Source organism: Acinetobacter sp. ANC_7654 (assembly GCF_056779855.1).
In genome coordinates this window covers 162,659-182,125 of record NZ_JBWYIR010000005.1, presented here as the reverse complement: position 1 = coordinate 182,125, position 19,467 = coordinate 162,659, and the positions used below count along the sequence as shown (strand labels likewise).

Genomic DNA, 19,467 nt, shown 5'->3' with positions numbered 1-19,467 from the left:
ACCTTAACTCCTCCTAAACTTATTTTAAGGATTATAACTTCCACTCGAAAGTACTCGAGTGGCATTCGTATTTAAATCCCGTTCCATTTCTGTTTCGCTCTCACGAATATATTGGTCGATGCTGTCTTCTGCTGGAATTTCTTCTGCATTCGTTTCAGGAACGTAAGTCGGCTCTACTTGGTAGTGTGGTAAGCCACATGCTGTTGCGCGACGAGGAACAGTATATTTAAGTATCGGTACATAGAGCGCACCTTGACAACCTTGTGCTGAAAGCTCGCCGCTATTTGAGTCAATCCAATGCCATTGTACCTCATCAGGTTGACGTAAATTGACTGGTTTTTGCTTCAGTTGCTTCATTACGTTGGTCCACACGGGTAAAGCGCCAGATGAGCCCGTTAAGCCTGTGACTTTATTGTCATCTAATCCAAGCCAGACAACTGCCAAATGATTACCTGAATACCCCGCGAACCAAGAATCTCTTGTATCATTGGTCGTACCTGATTTACCCGCTAGATTTAGATTCGGAGCGAGGCCGTTATAAGCAGCACGTCCTGTACCTGCCGACATCACACGTTGTAATCCGTAATTTAAAATATAAGCAGCCGATGGGTCGATCGTTTGTTGAACATTTAAACTATAGCGATTAATGAGCTGACCATTGGTATCAACAACTGTTCGGATAGATTTTGTAGGATATTTAAACCCTCCAGTTGCAAAGTTGCCATAAATATTCATGATTTCCATAGGCGACATTTCAACAGCCCCTAAGAAAATCGATGGGTAATTTGGAATAGGTGAAGTCACGCCAAACTTCATTAAATGATTGGTAAATGAAGAAAGTCCAAATTCTTGTCCTAAGCGAACTGTAGATAGGTTATACGAATTGGCTAAAGCTTGAACCATTGGGACGTAACCATACGAAGTTCCGCTATAATTTTTGGGTGTCCAAGTCTGATTGCGATCGACTGGCACACTAATTGGCGAGTCTTCGATTGCCGTCGCCCAGTTATAACGACCAGATTCCAAAGCAGTTAGGAAAATAACAGGTTTTAATAATGAGCCTACCTGACGTTTTGCATCAACTGCGCGGTTAAAACCTGTGAAGTCAGATACTGAACCTACGGCTGCAATCAATTCACCATTTTCAGGGTGAGAAACTAATACCGCGCCTTGAAGCTCTTTCAAGCGTGCAGGATTGGTCTTAGACAGTCTTGATACTGAATCTGTAAATGATTTTTGTACTTTGATTTGTGCGATTGGATCTAATGTGGTGAAAATTCGAAGACCTTGTTTCGTTAAATCGCTTTCTTGGTATTCTGTTTTGAGTTGACGACGAACGATGTCTAGGAAATCAGGGAAGCGAGCTGGGCCTAAAGTCGGTTTTTTAATCACGTTTAAAGGTTTAGCTGACTCAGTTTCATATTGCTCTTCAGTCAAATATCCCATGACTAACATATTGTTTAGAACAACATTACGGCGTTTTAATGCACTTTCAGGATTTCTCCAAGGATTGTATAAGCTAGGACCTTGAACGAGTCCGACAAGGAAAGCCTGTTGCGCTATACTCAATTCTCTAAGTGGTAAACCAAAATAAAATTGAGACGCTAAACCATAGCCATTGATCGAGTAATTACCATTTTGTCCTAAATTAACTTCATTCAAATATGCTTCCAGAATTTCATCTTTGTCATAATGAAACTCAAGCAACAACGCCATAAAGGCTTCATTCACTTTACGTTTGATTGTACGTTCAGGGGTCAAATAAAAGTTTTTAACCAATTGCTGTGTGAGTGTAGAACCACCTTGACGCTTACCACCAGTAACGTTGCTTACAACTGCGCGTGCTGTACCACGAAACGAGACGCCGTGATGATGATAGAAGTTGCGGTCTTCAGTCGCAATAAGCGCTTGAATTAAAGGTTTAGGAACACGATTGAGTTTAATGAGAACACGGTCCTCGTTGTGTTGAGGGTAGATTCCCCCAACTAACATTGGTTCTAGACGGGCAATCCCCGTACTCGATGGTTTTGTTGCTTTAATCTCTGAAATTTGACTAGCGCCAAAACTGACTTGGAGGATTTGTTCTGGTTCTACACTATCACCAAAATCGAAGCCACGCGTGTGGACATATATAGTATTGCCTTGAACCAAAAAATTACCTGGCTTGGTATAGTCTTCAGCGTTTTTATAACCCAACAGACCTAGCTCTTGAATGAAGTTTTGTTGCTCAACGGGTGCATTAGCATAAACTTCCAAGGGGCGTGCATATACTTTCGCTGGAATATCCCAACGATTGCCTTCAAATTTATCGCGAATAATATTATCTAAACGGATTAGATAAATACTAAAAGCCACAAATGCAGAAATCACCAGCACTGAGAAAATCAATGCAATTAAGCCAATACCACGTTCAAACTTCATAGATCAAAAAGCAAAACCCTGTTTTATTGCGCTCATCATGCGAAGCTTTTTTATAATTTGCAATAATTAAACTGTGAATTTATGCCTTTTTTAGATAAATGTAATGATTTATCTAATTCAATATTAAGGAGAAAATTAAGATTTTAAGTTGGGGAAATGTGAAATTATTCGTGAAATTCATAACATGAAACAGGCTTGAAATATGTAAGTCACAGAATGATGATGATATGATACTCAACAATTCATCTGGAGCCGTAGCATACGTGCAACTTTCAGCAAAGTCATTTCGTAATATTGGATTAATTGGACGACCAGATAAATCATCTGTGGTTGAGACTTTAAGTCTAATTCATGACCATTTGATTAGTTTAGGTTTGCATCCAGTTTTTGATTCAGAAACCGCTAAATTGGTCCCTTATAAAAATTCGCAAACGGTCAGTCGAGCTTTATTGGGTGAAGTTACAGATTTGGTGATTGTCGTAGGTGGTGATGGTTCATTGCTTCAAGCGGCTAGATCTTTAGTGAAATACAATACTCCCGTCATCGGGGTAAACCGTGGGCGTTTAGGTTTCCTAACAGATATCAAACCGACAGAAGTGTTATTTAAATTAGATCAAGTCTTGAAAGGTGAGTTTCAGCTAGATCGCCGTTTTTTATTAGAAGTCGAAGTTCGTAGTAAAAATGAACTGATTTATGATGCAATAGCATTGAATGATGTGGTGCTGCATTCAGGTAAGTCAGTCCATATGATTGAGTTTGATCTTCATATTGATGGTCAATATGTTTATCGCCAACACAGTGATGGTTTGATTGTATCGACACCTACGGGTTCAACAGCATACGCACTTTCTGGTGGCGGTCCAATTTTGCACCCAAGTATGGATGCGATCGCGCTAGTGCCAATGCACCCGCATACGCTTTCTTCTCGTCCGATTGTGGTGGGTGGTCAAAGTGAAATTAAAATTCAAATTCGTAAGAATCGAGTGTTGCCAATGGTGAGTGCTGATGGGCAACACAGTGTTTCTTTAAATGAAGGTGATTGGTTGCATATTCGCAAACATCCTTTCAAACTTACTTTATTACATCCACCTGGATACGACTTTTATATGGCATGTCGTACCAAACTAGGATGGAATCAAGATTACGATTCATTTCATCAGCAGGACTAAACATGAATATTGAACAAATGTTATCAGTTTTGGATGCAGACATCGTTGCTCGTTTAAGAACTGCCGTTGAAATCGGTAAATGGCCAAACGGTGTAGCTTTAACTCAAGAGCAGCGTCAGATTTCAATGCAAGCAGTCATTGCTTGGGAAGCTAAAAATCTGCCAGAAACAGAAAGATCAGGGTATATTGATAAAGGTCATAAAGAGGAAGGTGATGAATGTGATTCACATGTTCCAGAGCCAGAATTTCAACCTATACGTTTTGTATAATGTTCTATGCTTAAAAAAGACACCTGATGGTGTCTTTTTTTAATCCGAAGTTAAACTCGATGACGTGATTGCCAGTATTCTTGAGCCAAAGTCTGCGCTTGTGTAAATGTATCAGCCACATTCATGGTGTAAAGTGCGATTGCCATAGTTTCAATAACAGCCACCTCTCCGTAAGTATGTTGGGAATCACCTAACCATACTTCTTTGAAAGTATCTAAGTTCAACTCTTCTTCAATTGCTGAACGATCAGCTGTGAGTTTCGGAAGTTCAAGCTCATACAGTTCACCGTCTCGTATACCGCAAATTAAGGTTTTTGCATCTGGGTTTCGTTCAAATTCACCGCCTTCACCTTTAATCACCGCACTGTTAACGTAACCTAATTTGGCGGCAGTCTGTTGATGAGAACTGCGGTACGCAGGGTGAAATATCGCTTGCAAAGTGGCTTTGGCATTGAAGGGATTGATGAGTCGTGAAAGCGTATGAATGGGTGAGCGTAAGCCCATGATATTGCGTAATGCAATTAAGTCACTCAAGGTAGGTGAAATGACTTCGAGTGGTATATAGGCAAAGTTATGCTGATTAAGTTCTGATGTCACTTCGTTTTCATTTTGACAAATGGTATAACCTAAATACTCTAAAACTTGTTCTGTATATAATCGATTAATGGTATGTCCAGAAGCCCCATGCATTACAATACGATGACCATGTTTTGCTAAGGTTAACGCCGATAAGATAAACCACGGATAGTGTTTGCGTTTCCCCGCGTAAGAAGACCAGTCTAGGTCGACATCAATAGCTCTAAATTTAAGTTGATCACGAGTCGCTTGCACAAAGCCAGCCAGTTCATCTACAGATTCTTCTTTCACTCGTAAAAGCATTAAAAAAGCACCCAGCTGAACGTCTAATACCTCATTTTTTAAAATCATCTCAAATGCTTGATAGGCTTCTTCATAGGTCAGTGATCGCGCACCATTTTTTCCTTTGCCAAGAATACGAACAAATTGCGCAAATGGATGTTCAAAGTCTTTATATAAATTACGTTTTGTATTCATGATCAATGCAGTTGGATGTTCTTAATGACAGTGTAACGTGGAATGATGCTTCGAATAAAAGCTAAATATCAAATTCAATGATCAAGCATTATTTTTAGCTTTTGAGACTGACCAAATTGTATGAATTTTCAAGCGCTTTTGTCCATGACAACTGGAAAAAAACGGGATAGCATGAATACTTATAAAAAAATGAAATGTAAGGAACACAAGAATGTTGGCATATGATGCAGATTTAGAATTATTCCGTGATAATTTCAAACGTTTTATGAGTGAGCACGTTGCTCCTCATTATGAGCAGTGGGAACGTGAAGGAAAAATGCCACGTTCAGTGTGGAATGCACTTGGTGAAAATGGCTTCTTGTGCGTAGATGTTCCTGAAGAATATGGTGGTTATGGTGTTCCAACAGAATATTCTTTAATGTTGGTTGAAGAGTCGGCACGTGCAGGTTATAGCGCATTATCGACAGGTATTTCATGTCACTCAGAAATTGCAGCACCATATATTCTACACATCGCGAACGAAGAACAAAAAAAATACTGGTTGCCAAAAATGGTTTCTGGTGAAGTGGTCGGGGCAATTGGAATGACAGAGCCAGGTGCTGGTTCTGATTTACAAGCCATCCGTACGAATGCCATTTTGAATGGTGATCATTATGTTTTGAATGGCTCTAAAACCTTTATTTCAAATGGTCAGCATGCAGACTTGGTTGTGCTTGCCGTTAAAACAGATCCTCAGGCACGTGCTAAAGGCGTCTCACTTCTATTGGTTGATACTCATTTAGAAGGGTTTAAAAAAGGCACAAATCTCGACAAAATCGGTTTGCATTCGCAAGATACTTCGGAACTCTTTTTTGACAATGTAAAAGTTCCAGCTGATCAGCTTTTAGGTCAAGCGGGTCAGGGATTTGCATATTTGATGCAAGAATTACCTCGTGAGCGGACAGCGATTGCTGCGACAGCATTAGGAGCAATTCGAGGTTCAATTGATGTGTCAGTTCAATATGTCCAAGAACGTCAGGCTTTTGGTCAAAAAATTGGACAATTCCAAAATTCTCGTTTTGTTTTAGCACAAGCGAAAATCGATGAACTGGCTACAGCCGCTTTTTATAATCAAAACCTAGCATTGTATAAAGAAGGGAAATTGGATGTTGAAACAGCAGCTGCATTAAAAAGTTTCAGTACAGATATGCAAATGAAAGTGGCGGATAATCTACTGCAACTCTTTGGTGGCTATGGCTATATGACGGAATATCCTATTTCACGCTTCTTTGTGGATGCACGTATTCAACGAATCTACGGCGGAACCAACGAAATCATGAAAGAAATCGTAGCACGTGGCATGCTAGGACGTTAATTTTTATCCGTATTTACATCTCGCTTGATGAATACAAGCGAGATGTATTCGAATGTGTTTTCAATTTTTAAAACTTATAGAACGAACTGATTTTAAAAAAAAGATTAAAGCTATCCTATTCAATGTTCTTGTCTTTTTCTAATTTATAGCGCGTATTGGATTGATGATTATTTCAACTGTATATTTTTAAGTCTTATTGCCATAAAGTTTGGTTGCTTAACATTTGAAAGCTAACTATTGTTATACTGTTTACATAACTGATTCTGTAAGGCGACATTACAATGATCAACGATGATCAAAACACGACGAATTCTTTAGACTTAGCTAAAATCCGCGAAGATATCGACTCAGTAGATCAACAACTCCAACAACTGATTAACCGTCGAGCACGACTTGCTGAAGCTGTAGCAAAAGCAAAATTTGCTTCTGAAGAAAATCCAATGTTTTATCGTCCTGAGCGTGAAGCACAAGTTTTGCGTAATGTGATGGAGCGTAATGAAGGTCCTTTATCTGACGTGACGATGGCACGTTTGTTTAGAGAAATTATGTCTGCGTGCCTTGCTTTAGAAGCACCACAAAGCATTGCTTTCCTTGGTCCAGTAGGAACTTACACCCATTCGGCAGTACTGAAGCATTTTGGACATGATGCGGTTGTACGCCCACTTCCTACAATTGATGAAGTGTTCCGTGAAGTCGAAGCAGGCAGTGCACATTATGGTTTAGTTCCTGTTGAGAACTCATCAGAAGGCGTGGTTAACCACACGCTTGATTGTTTCAAAGCGTCACATTTAAATGTGATTGGTGAAGTTGAATTACGTATTCATCATCAATTTTTGATTTCTTCAAATACGCGTAAAGACAGCATTAAACAAATCTATGCGCATCAACAAACTTTAGCTCAATGTCGTGGCTGGCTCGATGCTCATTATCCAGGTGTTGAACGTGTGGCTTTGAGTTCGAATGCTGAAGCTGCTCGCCGTATCCGTAATGAATGGCATTCTGCGGCAATCGCATCTGAAACAGCTGCGAGCTTATATGATTTAGAAATTTTACATAGCAATATTGAAGATAATCCAGAAAATACAACACGTTTCTTAGTTATTGGGCGTGAAAAAGTACCACAAAGTGGTAATGATAAAACTTCTTTATTGATCTCTGCACATGACCGTGCAGGTGCGTTATTAGAAATTTTAGCGCCGTTCGCTAAACATAACATTAGCTTGACCAGTATCGAAACAAGACCTGCATTGCCTGAAAAATGGGCTTATGTATTCTTTATCGATTTAGAAGGGCATATCGAACAAGAGAACGTACGTGCGGCTGTCGAAGAAATTCGTCCATTAGTCAAAGAAATCCGTGTTCTTGGTTCATACCCGATTGCGGTACTTTAAAAAGAGTTGATACTTAGATATGTCTCAACCTTTATTTAAAAAAGTTGCATTTATTGGGCTAGGATTGATTGGATCAAGTTTAGCACGTGTCATTCAAGCACATGGTCTTGCTGAAAATGTTGTGGCATCTACGCGATCTGTTCAAACGTTAGAAGAAGCTAAAGCTTTAGGTTTGATTAGTGAAGGATATGCTAATGCCAAAGATGCAGTGGTTGATGCAGATTTAATTGTTCTTGCTTTACCCGTGAGAGCTACACAATCTGTATTAAACTCGATCAAATCTGTGATTACTCCTGATACTATAATTACAGATGTGGGCAGTACCAAAGGCAATGTGGTTGAGGCTGCAATTGCGGTTTTTGGTGAGCAGTTACCCGCAGGTTTTGTTCCAGGGCATCCAATAGCTGGTGCTGAACATACTGGTGTTCATGCAGGTAAAGTAGATTTATTTGCTAACCACAAAGTGATATTAACGCCGTTAGCAACAAGTGCTGAGTGGGCAGTGCAAAAACTGATTCAGTTATGGCAAGCTGCTCAAGCTGAAGTAATTTGTATGGATGTGGAAAAGCATGATGAGGTGCTTGCGCATACAAGTCATCTGCCACATTTAATGGCATTCAATTTGGTTGAGCAACTTGCAAATCGTGAAGATAATCTGGACATTTTCCGTTATGCAGCAGGTGGTTTCAGAGACTTTTCTCGCATTGCGGCGAGTGATCCACAAATGTGGCATGACATATTCTTTGCCAATAAAAAAGCGATTTTGAATGCTGTTGATGGATTTGAGAACCAATTGGCTCATATTCGACAGCTCATTGAAAACGAAGATTCAAAAGCACTCATGGGATTGCTTGGACATGCTCAAGCAGCACGCCAACATTTTAACCATATGCTTGCCAAGAAACCTTTAATGGAGAACAAAACTGTGACACAGCAATTTACTATTCTGCCGGGTGCTAAATCATTTACTGGAAAATTTAGCGTGCCAGGTGACAAATCTGTGTCACACCGTTCAATCATGTTTGGTGCGATCGCTGAAGGTACAACACATGTTACTGGTTTCTTAGAAGGTGAAGATGCCTTAGCAACACTTCAAGCATTCCGTGATATGGGTGTAAATATTGAAGGTCCAAAAAATGGTGAAGTCACGATTCATGGTGTAGGAATGGATGGCCTTAAAGCTCCAGCAAGTGAGCTTTATATGGGTAACTCTGGGACTTCGATGCGTCTTCTGTCAGGGATGTTGTCTGCGCAAAAATTTGACTCAGTAATGACTGGTGATGCATCGTTGAGCAAACGTCCTATGGAACGTATTGCAAAGCCACTCCGTGAAATGGGTGCTCAAATTCAAACAACAGGTGAGCGTGGCACACCGCCAGTATCGATCACAGGTAATCAGCAACTTAAAGGTATTCATTACGATTTACCGATGGCTTCTGCACAAGTGAAGTCTGGCATTTTGCTCGCTGGTTTATGGGCAGAAGGTGTAACGTCGGTGATTGAGCCAGAACCTACACGTGATCACTCTGAGCGTATGTTACGTGCATTTGGGTATGATGTGAAAACTGAAGGTAACCGTATTTCTTTAAAAGGTGGTGGTAAGTTAGTTGGCACGAATATTCAAGTGCCTTCAGATATTTCATCTGCTGCGTTCTTTATGGTGGGTGCTGCCATTACTGAAAATTCAGATGTAACACTTGAGGCAGTGGGTATTAACCCTACTCGTACTGGTGTGATCGAAATTTTGAAGCAAATGGGGGCTGATATTTCAGTCGAGAATGAACGAATTGCAGGTGGTGAACCAATCGCTGATATTCGAATTCGTGGCACTCGTACTTTGAAAGGCATCCACATGCCTGAAGATCAAGTACCTTTAGCGATTGATGAATTCCCAGCATTATTTATTGCTGCAGCTTGTGCTGAAGGTCAAACAGTGTTAACTGGTGCAGCTGAACTTCGTGTAAAAGAGTCTGATCGAATCCAAGTGATGGCTGATGGATTGAAAACCATGGGTGTTGATTGTACGCCTACGGATGACGGCATTATTATTGAAGGTAAAGGTAAGTCTGGTGATTGGTCTGCTATCTTTACAGGTGGTGAAATTGAGTCACATCATGATCATCGTATTGCCATGAGTTTCTCCATTGCGGGTCTGCGTACTTCAGGCGCAATTAAAATTTTGGGAACTGAAACCGTTGCAACAAGTTTCCCAACATTTACTCAACTCACTGAACAAGCGGGTCTATCTATTCAAGTTAGTGAATAATACGACCAAAGATTTGTATATTTCTTTTCAAACAGCCAAGCAAAAGCTTGGCTGTTTTGTTTATATTGCTTATTCTAATTCTATATAATTAAAAAGCCTTTGGATGAGGAAATGAAAAAATTACAATTTTTAGTTGATCAAACGAAATACGCTAAGGCTCATTCAAGTCATTCTCATGATAATGCACAAACTTACGTTACAGCATTGTTATCTGAACAGTTGGTGCAACATGGATTTCACACTCAAACTACGAATCCGCATGAATTAGAAGTCAGTGTCTCTGATCACCCAATCGCTTTAGGGGTGAACTGTAATCAACCAGATGGCGAAGGACATTTTGTATGTGAAATAAGTGCGCATGCAGATGAGGAACAGGATTGGTTCCAAAAAATTGAGACGCAGAGTGTGATTAAACAACTTGCGCAAGCAGTAGAGCAGACATTAAGAGAAGATGAGTCGTTCCAGTCGCTAGAATGGAAATCCTAACGAGGAATAAAACAAACCCAATGTAAAGAATCTACACTGGGTTTTTCTGAAACACGTAATATTTATATTAAGCCGTAAGGAAGCGAGTGATCGCGACGCGAAGTTGCTTCAAATAACCTGTGAAGAAGTGATTAGCACCAGGTAGCACTGTAATAATATGGCGTTGAGGCTTTGCCCATTCAATCAAATCGGATAATAAAGTGACTTCATCTGCCTCACCATGAATAAACAGAATATCACCTTTAATTGCCGGAGTAACATAGTGACGGATACCAGCAACTGTAGCTGTTGGTAAACCACATAGAATAACTTGTTCAGGTTGAATTTCTTGAGGTAGTGCATGATATGCCTTCGCCATGACATGTGCACCAAAACTAAAGCCTCCAACATAGAAAGGCAATGTAAGGTGTTTCGCGCGTACTTGACGAATGACTTCTAAAATATCTTCTGTTTCACCGAATCCTTCATCGTGAACCCCTTCACTTTGACCTGATCCACGGAAACTTGGACGATAAACGATATAACCACGCTCAAGGAACATTTGAGCTAGCAGAGTGGGAACTTTGTGCTGAGGAGTACCACCTTGAAGCGGGTGAGGGTGACAAACGACCGCAAATCCTTTTACTTCAGACTGAGGATAATCTACAAAAACCTCAATTTTGCCAACAGGGCCTTGAATGAACATTTGTTCAGACATAAAAATACCGATTAACGTGCAGGAGAATCGTATATTTTAACGTCAATAATTAAAAAAAACACAATTGGAAATAAAATAAGTCTACTGTTATAGTTTGATTAATTGTTTTTTGATCAGGTTTCTATGTTTGCCTTAATTTCTCCTGCTAAGACATTAGATTATGAATCTACACTTCCAACTGATGAGCATACTTTACCAAGATTGCTTGACCACTCACAACAGCTTATAGACGTAAGTCGTAAACTGTCTGCTTCAGAAATCGCCAAATTAATGAGTGTAAGTGAAAAAATTGCGAATCTTAACGTGGAACGCTTTAGAGATTGGCAATCAGACCTTGATTTATCAAATTCACGCCAAGCAATTTTTGCCTTTAAGGGCGATGTTTATACAGGTCTGGATGCGTATTCGCTTACGCAAGCTGATTTAGAATATGCTCAACGCCATTTAAGAATGCTATCAGGTCTCTATGGATTACTTCGACCACTGGATTTAATGATGCCTTATCGTTTAGAAATGGGCACGAAATTAGCAAATCCACGAGGTCACAATCTTTATGAATTTTGGGGAGATGAAATTACCCAATTGATCAATCAAGACTTATCAAAAGCTAAGAGTGATTTATTGGTCAATATCGCATCCGATGAATATTATAAATCGGTGAAAGAAAGCAAAATTAAAGCTGAAATTATCAAGCCTGTATTTTTAGACCAGAAAAATGGAAAATATAAAGTGATAAGTTTCTATGCTAAAAAAGCCCGAGGATTGATGGCACGTTATATTATCGAAAATAAACCTAACACGGTGGATGATCTTAAATCATTCAATACAGACGGCTATTATTTCGATGCTGAAAGTTCTTTGAAAGGTGAGCTCGTTTTTAAACGTGATGAGCAGGCTGCTTAAAAATAAATAGGCGGTAGCGGGGCAAGATGTCTGATGATTGATGCATATTTAAACCAGTTGAGAAGATACTGGGCCGTTACTGCACAACAGCTTGAACTATCTTCAGAGGATTCCATATCTATTCTTGATAGATTAGAAATTCATTACAGTGAGCCTCATCGTCACTACCACACAGTGCAGCATATCGTTGAATGTATGGATCACTTACAATTGGTTCTACCAAATTTAAAAAATCCTTTATCAGTCTCTATAGCTCTTTGGTTTCATGATGTCATTTATGAGCCTAAGGCACATGATAATGAACAACAAAGTGCTGATATGATGCTGAATAGCATATCTCCCCACATGGAGATGAGGAGATGTGAGAAAATTTATCAGTGGATATTAGCGACCAAAGAGCATCGTTGTGCATCTGATTCGGATCTTAACTATTTACTTGATATTGATCTTGCAATTCTCGGTTCAAACGCCAAACGTTTTGAAGAATATCAGCAGCAAATTCATCAAGAATTCAGTTGGGTACCCTCTGAAATTTATACATTAAAACGAAATGAAGTTCTTAATAGCTTTTATCAAATGGAATCCATTTATAAAACAGCATATTTTCATGACACTTTAGAAAATCAAGCCAAACAAAATTTAGAACGAGCATTCGTTAGGCTGATTTGAAAGCAGCTAATGCGCGCTGTCGACTCATCTTTAAATCAACAATAGGTTTTGGATAATTGAGTTTAAGATTCGGATTTTTAGCATAAGGCTCATGAATGATTTTTGCATCAAGATGAGCTAATTCAGGTACCCATTTGCGAATATAATTACCTTGACTATCAAATTTTTGTGATTGACTAATGGGGTTGAAAATACGGAAATAAGGTACAGCATCTGTACCTGTTGAAGCACACCATTGCCAACCACCATTATTTGCCGCTAAATCTCCATCAATCAAATGTTGCATAAACCATTGTTCGCCTTTACGCCAGTCGATGAGCAAATTCTTACTAAGGAACATGGCGACAATCATTCTGACACGATTGTGCATCCATCCTGTTTGAAGCATTTGACGGATTCCAGCGTCCACAATTGGAATACCCGTTTGTCCAAACTTCCAAGCATTTAATTCATCGGGTGCATCACGCCATGGCACATTAGATGTATTTATATTGAATGGTTGATATTTCGATAATCTTGGAAAGTCAAACAGGATGTGTTGATAAAATTCTCGCCATAATAATTCATCTAACCAAGTTTGTTGACCATCAGAGTAGAGATGAAAATTGCCATTTGAGCGACTAAAAATTGCAGCCAAACATTGTCGAATCGAAACAATTCCTAGATTTAAATACGGTGATAATTGACTGGTAGCATCAATGTTTGGAAAGTCGCGTTGTTGTTTATAGGGCTCTAAATTCTCGTCAACAAATTTCTCGAGCATTTGTAGTGCATATGATTCTCCAACAGGCCATTGATATTTAATCTGAGCATCAGGATAAAAATCATGTATTGATGGAATTTTGGAGGTATGAAAGCGTTGTATAAGCTCATGAGGTTGTACTTTCGGTACAGCGAGTGGTTGAGGAACAGAGATATTCAAGATTTCATAGCATGCACGTTTATAAGCACCAAAAACTTGGTAAGGCTGGTGCGTCTTATTTCGAATTGATCCAAGTGGGAAAATTGTGCGGTCATGATAATACTTGACAGTTACTTGATGCGATTCTAATAAGGTCTGCACTTGTGCATCACGATGTAACTCATTCACGCCGATTTCAATGTTGGCGTGTATCGCAGTAATTTGATATTTATTTGTGAAAGTTAATAATCTAGCTGGTACATCATCCCATTGGGGAACGATTTCCACTACAAGTGGGATATTGAATTGCTTTAACTCACTTTCAAGTGATTTAAGTTGGCGAAGATAAAAGTCAATTTTAATCACTGCATCATCATGCAATTTCCATTGTTCAGGCGAAAGTATCACCACTGCACAAGTATTCCCATGCCGGGTTGCCTCCATTAACGCCGTGTTGTCCCTAACTCTTAAATCCTGACGAAACCAAATGAGATTCATATGATTAATATCCAAATATCCTCAGGAAATTATAAGAATTTGAATCATTTAAATCGTTAAGCATTGTAATTTTTTGCATAAAAAAAAGGCGAAGCAGAAGCTTCACCTTTTTGTCCTAAAATCCGTAGATCTTAGTGGTGGTGACCACCAACACCGTGAACGTGACCGTGATCTAACTCTTCTTGAGTTGCTTCACGGATTTCAACGATTTCAACATCAAATGTTAAGTCTTGACCAGCAAGCGGGAAGTTAGCATCAACGATTACGTTTTCGCCCTCAACCGCTTTAACAGTCACAATTTGAACGCCATCATCAGTTTGCGCTTGGAATTGCATACCAGCTTCGATGTTGTCTACGCCTTGGAACATTTGTTTAGGTACTTCTTGAACTAAATCAGTGTTGTACTCACCATAAGCTTCAGCAGCAGGAATCGTTACTGTGAATTTATCACCAGTCGTTTTACCTAACATTGCTTTTTCTAAGCCAGGGATAATGTTGCCAGCGCCTTGCAAATATGCAAGTGGTTCACCTTGAGATTGATCGAGAGTTTCACCCTCTGCATTAGTCAATTTATAGTTAAATAAAACCACAAGGTCATTTGCAATAACTGTCATGTTAATGATCCATTCAAATATTTTAAGGGTACATCATAAAGTGAAAACCAATTTTTGTAGACAATTTTCTAAAAAAAATGCAGTTTCGATAATTTATAACGCTTAAATATTACATTGGGGTGTCTTTTCGATTTTTCAATGCAATTTGATTTTAGGTGCTATTTTTCTGGTCACAAAATCTTTGGCTGTGAGTAACCCTGCCTGTGCATAACCATAAATCGTGGCTTGATGCAGTCGGTAAAGCGATACATACATCGACTTCGCCACAAATCCTTCAACATTGACCTGACCAAGTAATTCACCAACTGCTTTATTCTCACTTAAAGACACAAGTGAACCTTTGTCAGAAAAATTGAACATCGGCTGTGATTTTCCTGAAATTCGTGCTTTCATTGCATCAATGAGGAAAGCAGCCTGTTGACTTGCAACTTGCGCACGCGGTCCTAAAGCGGTTTCACGGGCATCTAAAATACAGTATGCGCAATCACCGAAAGCAAAAACATTCGGATCTGCTTTTGTTTGGAGTGTTGCAAATACGTGTAAGCGACCCATACGATCTTTTTCGAAGCCTTCTAGGTTTTGAATCACTGCTGGAGTTTTAATGCCTGCAGCCCAAACTTTTAATTGTGCTGGAATTGAACTTCCATCATTAAAGTAAATTTGATCAGCATCCACTTTTTCGACACGCTTAGACGTTAAAATATCCACATTCATGCGCTTAAGCTGCTTGGTGCTGTGGTCTGACATTTTTTCAGAAAGAGCCGGTAGAATACGATCCGCGCCTTCAATTAGTGAAATTTTGACGCTTTTAGGGTCAATTTTATTAAGACCGTATTTAAAGAAGTTTTGTTTGGCTTGAACTAATTCAGCTGCAAGCTCAACACCTGTTGCACCTGCACCTATAATGCCAATATGCAGCTCACGATGGTCATTGTTATTTTGAGCTTCGATATAAAGATGAAGTAGATGCTGCTGGAACTGTTCGGCCTGTTTTGAATTATCTAAATAGTGACAATGTTCTTGCACACCTGAAGTATTAAAATCATTGGAAACCGAACCAACCGCTAGAATAAGAGTGTCATAACTTAGCGTTAAATGATCAGTCGATTGGTCATAGGTCGATGCAACAGGTTTGAGCAATTGAATGGTCTTGGCTTCACGATCTAATTGTTCAAATTTACCCAATACAAACTCATAATGATGTTTCGCAGCATGACCAAAATAATTTGTTTCTTCATCACTAGGGCTTAGCGTACCTGCTGCAATTTCATGTAAAAGTGGTTTCCAAATATGTGTAAGCTTTTGGTCAACTAATGTAATTTTTGCTTTTTTAGATTTGCCCAGCGTGTCACCCAGTTGTGTTGCTAGTTCTAAGCCACCAGCACCACCACCCACAATGACAATATGATGAAGATTCGACATTTAATATTCCTATTTTTATAGCGTCATAAATAAAAAAGAGATGGGGGTAATATGCCATCTCTTTTTTAAAAGAATTGTTCTTTTGTATTACAAGTTACAGATTTACAATAAAAAACTGCAATCAGTTTAAAGGATAGATTTTTGCTTGATTTGCACTGCTAGATCCGAAACTAAATAATTGTTTAAACCAATTCAAAATACTTTCAAACCATGATGCTTCTTCAATTTGAAGTTCATCCTCAATCATTACCGTTTGAATGAGCCGGTTATTTTGATAGATATGAATACGTGCCAACTGCTGAATTTGCGCAATAGGTGCGGTTAATGATTGTGTTAGTAGCTCGACGTTCATATGCGTTTGAGTTTGCTGTAAAGGCTCAAGAGCTGAAGTGAATCCAAAAGCATCTGTTTGAATCAAACGATGAGTTTGATTGTCAAAATTACGCATATCAATCATTTGATTCGCGTTATACAAAGAGGTCGTCACGATACTTGGCTTTTTAGTTTCGACTCTGAACATTTTTAAGGTAGATGCGACTACAGGGAGTTCAGCAATCAGTTGCTTTTTTTTAATTGCAATTTCATTGCGTGTATAAGCATAGGATAGGTTTAAAAGCTGATGTGCGATTTCAGCGCGTTTAAAGCCACTTTGAGCACCGAGTACCACAACAATAAGTCTTCTTTGATTGAGGTCAAATTGTTGAGTTGGTCGATTGGCTGTAAGTGCAAGGTTATAGCCTGCAGCACGAGTAAACCCTGTTTTTAAACCATCAACAGTAGCATCTTGTTTGAGTAAGATATTCGTTGCACGGTGAAAATGCTGATTGTAAGTAAAACTTTGCTGTTTAGAGTAGTCAAGGTAATCGGGTGTTTCATTGGTGAGTGCTTGTGCGAGCACGGCTAAATCATGCGCTGTTGAATAGTGCATATCCATTGTAATGCCCGCAGGATTGGCAAAGTTTGTATCTTTCATGCCAAGTGCGTTGGCTTCTTGATTCATGCGTTGAACAAATGCAGGCACTGATCCTGAAATTCGTTCAGCCAATGTGACAGCAGCATCGTTGGCAGACATGATAATTAAGCCTGCCAAAAGCTGATCAATCGTAATTTGTTGAGTCGGCTTCAGATACATCTGAGACTCATCCCATTGAACTACATTGACGACTGGTGTGGCAGTAATAACTTCATTTTTGCTAATTTTACCTGCTTGAATGTCTTTCAGAACGATGTATGCCACCATCATTTTGGTTAACGAAGCTGGTGCACGTTGGACATGGCTATTGTGTTCAGTAATGACTTGACCTGATTGTGGATCTAAGACAGTCCATGCTTCAGCTTCTAAACTTTCTGGTGCAACTTCGAACAAGGAAGCATGTGTGATATTTACAATAAAAAAACTAAAAATTATGAGTAGAGCAGAGTAGAGTTTCAACGGGTTTACCTATATAAGCCAATCCAATGGCATAGATCATCAAGCACACCGCATGCTATGCCTTTTTTTTCTGAAACTCTAGTCAGATTTGTAGACAATTAATACGAATCGCGCAACTCCAAGTAAAAAAATGCTAATCTAAATACAAGTTGGTTCTATAGTTTCTCAATTAAGACATTATGTTGCATTATCAGATCGAATTTGACGACTTTCGTCAGCATCTCATTCACGTTACTGTTCGTTTCGTTGCTCAACCAACTCAAGTATTGAGCTTGCCAACTTGGATTCCAGGAAGTTATCTCATTCGAGAGTTTTCAAAACATATTGAGTCTGTTCGTGCCTATGATGAAGATGGTCGAATACTCAAGATTCGTAAAAATGAAAAAAATAAGTGGCAGTTATTTAATACTGATTTTGAGCTGATTACGGTTGAGTACGACGTCTATGCATACGACCTCTCAGTACGTGGTGCTTATGTTGATGAAACACGCTTATATGTGAATCCTGCTTGTGCATGTTTAGGTTTAGAAGGACAAGAAGATAAAGCGGTAGAAGTTGAGTTATTTTTGCCAGATGAATTGAAACATTTCCAACTCGCTACAGGATTGGCATCTAAAAGTTTAGTGCGTGGTCGCTATACGCTTAAGGCAAAAAACTACGCTGAATTGATTGATGCACCATTTGAGCTTGCAGATCAAACTCGTTTTGCTTTTGAAGCAAATGGTATACCACATGAGTTTGTGGTTTCTGGCAAACATGCGATGAATGTCGAACGTATGAAACAAGATATTGAGAAAATCTGTACGACAGAAATATCCATGTTTGGTTCAGCACCTTTTGAAAACTACACTTTTATGACCATCGCGACGGGTAACAGTTATGGTGGTTTAGAGCACCCGAACTCAACCAGTTTGATTTCTCCACGTGATGATCTACCTAAGTCCAATGAGCCTGTTGAACCTTCCGCTGATTATCAGCGTTTCTTAGGGTTGTGTAGCCATGAATATTTTCATTCATGGTTGGTGAAATTTATTCGCCCTGAAAATTTTGTGAATTATGATTTAGACAAAGAGGGCTATACCTCTTTGCTGTGGATTTTTGAAGGCTTTACGTCCTACTATGATGATTTGATTCTACTGCGTAGTGGTGTGATTTCTCAGGAATCTTACTTGAAGTTGTTAAAGGCGCAGATCGATCGTTATTTGCAAAATCCAGGTCGTTTTGTTCAAACTGTTGCAGAGTCAAGTTTTGATGCATGGGTCAAATTCTATCGTCAAGATGAAAACTCTAACAATGCTGGCACAAGTTACTATAACAAGGGTTGCTTAGTAGCGCTGTGTCTAGATTTAGGTTTACGTTTAAGAGGTTCAAGTCTTGATGCATTGATGCGTAAGCTGTATGAAAATGCGCAAAAGGGTACACAGGTTCATGAACGTACCATCTATGAATTATGCCAGGAATTAACAGGTGATGATTGGTCTGAACAAATTAATCATTTGATTAATACCACGGATGAGTTACCGCTTGATCAATTGTTCCCTGAATTTGGCTTAGACTATGTTTTAAAGCATGATAAATCTTTACCATTTGGTTTAAAACTTGTAGATAAACCTGAAGGTGTATTAATTCAGTCTGCTCGTCGTGATGGCGCTGGTGTTAAAGCTGGGCTTTCTGCTCATGATATTATCATCGCAGTTGATGGTTTGAAGGCGACCACTAAACAACTCGACAAGTATGCAAAATTGGAAGGTACTTTTAATGTGCATGCTTTCCGTCGTGATGAATTAATGCAATTTGAAGTTCAATCAGGTGGTAGTGAACTCACTGAAGTAGAACTTAAGGTTTCCGATCAATCTAGAGTGGAGAAATGGCTTAAAGCTTAATTTGCCTAGGTCATAAAATTCATGTAAAACCCATACTTAG

The 19,467-nt window shown here is 39.2% G+C and carries 16 protein-coding genes; 9 read left to right on the top strand and 7 right to left on the bottom strand.

What is annotated here, in order from left to right; all coding sequences use genetic code 11:
- Positions 1–24: 24 nt before the first annotated feature.
- Complete coding sequence (gene mrcB / locus AC1M86_RS07855) at positions 25–2,421, bottom strand: penicillin-binding protein 1B (protein ID WP_092767169.1); 2,397 nt, start codon at positions 2,419–2,421, stop codon at positions 25–27.
- Between the two features lie 227 nt (positions 2,422–2,648).
- Between mrcB and AC1M86_RS07850 the strand changes: the two genes are divergently transcribed.
- On the top strand, positions 2,649–3,590 hold the full coding sequence (locus AC1M86_RS07850) for an NAD(+) kinase (protein WP_092767167.1): 942 nt from the start codon (positions 2,649–2,651) through the stop codon (positions 3,588–3,590).
- A 2-nt stretch (positions 3,591–3,592) separates the two neighbouring features.
- The gene (locus AC1M86_RS07845; protein WP_035267325.1) at positions 3,593–3,859 is read left to right on the top strand and encodes a YeaC family protein; all 267 of its coding nucleotides are present in this window, start codon (positions 3,593–3,595) and stop codon (positions 3,857–3,859) included.
- Between the two features lie 50 nt (positions 3,860–3,909).
- Here AC1M86_RS07845 and AC1M86_RS07840 read toward each other — a convergent pair whose 3' ends face one another.
- Positions 3,910–4,911, bottom strand: coding sequence for a glycosyl transferase family protein (locus tag AC1M86_RS07840; RefSeq protein ID WP_481607682.1), 1,002 nt, complete (start codon positions 4,909–4,911; stop codon positions 3,910–3,912).
- Between the two features lie 211 nt (positions 4,912–5,122).
- Here AC1M86_RS07840 and AC1M86_RS07835 point away from each other — a divergent pair, with 211 nt between their 5' ends.
- From AC1M86_RS07835 to AC1M86_RS07820, 4 genes are all read left to right on the top strand, one after another.
- Complete coding sequence (locus AC1M86_RS07835; protein ID WP_481607681.1) at positions 5,123–6,265, top strand: acyl-CoA dehydrogenase family protein; 1,143 nt, start codon at positions 5,123–5,125, stop codon at positions 6,263–6,265.
- A 281-nt stretch (positions 6,266–6,546) separates the two neighbouring features.
- Positions 6,547–7,656 carry a prephenate dehydratase gene (gene pheA, locus AC1M86_RS07830; RefSeq protein WP_035267321.1) on the top strand — a complete coding sequence of 370 codons (1,110 nt, stop codon included), beginning with the start codon at positions 6,547–6,549 and terminating at the stop codon, positions 7,654–7,656.
- Between the two features lie 19 nt (positions 7,657–7,675).
- Entirely contained in the window at positions 7,676–9,922 is a 2,247-nt protein-coding gene (locus tag AC1M86_RS07825) for a bifunctional prephenate dehydrogenase/3-phosphoshikimate 1-carboxyvinyltransferase (protein WP_481607680.1), read from the top strand.
- 111 nt (positions 9,923–10,033) lie between these two features.
- Positions 10,034–10,408: a hypothetical protein gene (locus AC1M86_RS07820; RefSeq protein WP_092767159.1), complete on the top strand. Its 375-nt coding sequence runs from the start codon at positions 10,034–10,036 to the stop codon at positions 10,406–10,408.
- Positions 10,409–10,475: 67 nt separating this feature from the next.
- Here AC1M86_RS07820 and AC1M86_RS07815 read toward each other — a convergent pair whose 3' ends face one another.
- On the bottom strand, positions 10,476–11,105 hold the full coding sequence (locus AC1M86_RS07815; RefSeq protein ID WP_035267316.1) for an alpha/beta hydrolase: 630 nt from the start codon (positions 11,103–11,105) through the stop codon (positions 10,476–10,478).
- Positions 11,106–11,228: 123 nt separating this feature from the next.
- Here AC1M86_RS07815 and yaaA point away from each other — a divergent pair, with 123 nt between their 5' ends.
- Together yaaA and AC1M86_RS07805 are read left to right on the top strand one after the other, a co-directional pair.
- A complete protein-coding gene (gene yaaA / locus AC1M86_RS07810; RefSeq protein ID WP_481607679.1) occupies positions 11,229–12,008 on the top strand; it encodes a peroxide stress protein YaaA in 780 nt (259 codons plus the stop codon).
- Positions 12,009–12,041: 33 nt separating this feature from the next.
- On the top strand, positions 12,042–12,677 hold the full coding sequence (locus tag AC1M86_RS07805; RefSeq protein WP_481607678.1) for an HD domain-containing protein: 636 nt from the start codon (positions 12,042–12,044) through the stop codon (positions 12,675–12,677).
- On the opposite strand, the gene AC1M86_RS07800 is transcribed toward AC1M86_RS07805, so the two are convergent.
- The 4 genes from AC1M86_RS07800 to AC1M86_RS07785 all read right to left on the bottom strand — a co-directional run bounded on the left by AC1M86_RS07800 (position 12,664) and on the right by AC1M86_RS07785 (position 17,544).
- Positions 12,664–14,076 carry a cryptochrome/photolyase family protein gene (locus AC1M86_RS07800; protein ID WP_481607677.1) on the bottom strand — a complete coding sequence of 471 codons (1,413 nt, stop codon included), beginning with the start codon at positions 14,074–14,076 and terminating at the stop codon, positions 12,664–12,666. The two genes, AC1M86_RS07805 and AC1M86_RS07800, sit on opposite strands and share 14 nt — an antisense overlap.
- A gap of 131 nt (positions 14,077–14,207) precedes the next feature.
- Positions 14,208–14,690, bottom strand: coding sequence for an FKBP-type peptidyl-prolyl cis-trans isomerase (locus AC1M86_RS07795; protein ID WP_092767151.1), 483 nt, complete (start codon positions 14,688–14,690; stop codon positions 14,208–14,210).
- Between the two features lie 135 nt (positions 14,691–14,825).
- A complete protein-coding gene (locus AC1M86_RS07790; RefSeq protein ID WP_481607676.1) occupies positions 14,826–16,112 on the bottom strand; it encodes an NAD(P)/FAD-dependent oxidoreductase in 1,287 nt (428 codons plus the stop codon).
- A gap of 121 nt (positions 16,113–16,233) precedes the next feature.
- Positions 16,234–17,544, bottom strand: coding sequence for a D-alanyl-D-alanine carboxypeptidase family protein (locus tag AC1M86_RS07785; RefSeq protein WP_481607675.1), 1,311 nt, complete (start codon positions 17,542–17,544; stop codon positions 16,234–16,236).
- A 179-nt stretch (positions 17,545–17,723) separates the two neighbouring features.
- Here AC1M86_RS07785 and AC1M86_RS07780 point away from each other — a divergent pair, with 179 nt between their 5' ends.
- Positions 17,724–19,427 (top strand): M61 family metallopeptidase, encoded by a 1,704-nt coding sequence (locus tag AC1M86_RS07780; RefSeq protein WP_481607674.1) that lies wholly within the window; start codon positions 17,724–17,726, stop codon positions 19,425–19,427.
- The last annotated feature ends 40 nt before the right edge of the window (positions 19,428–19,467 follow it).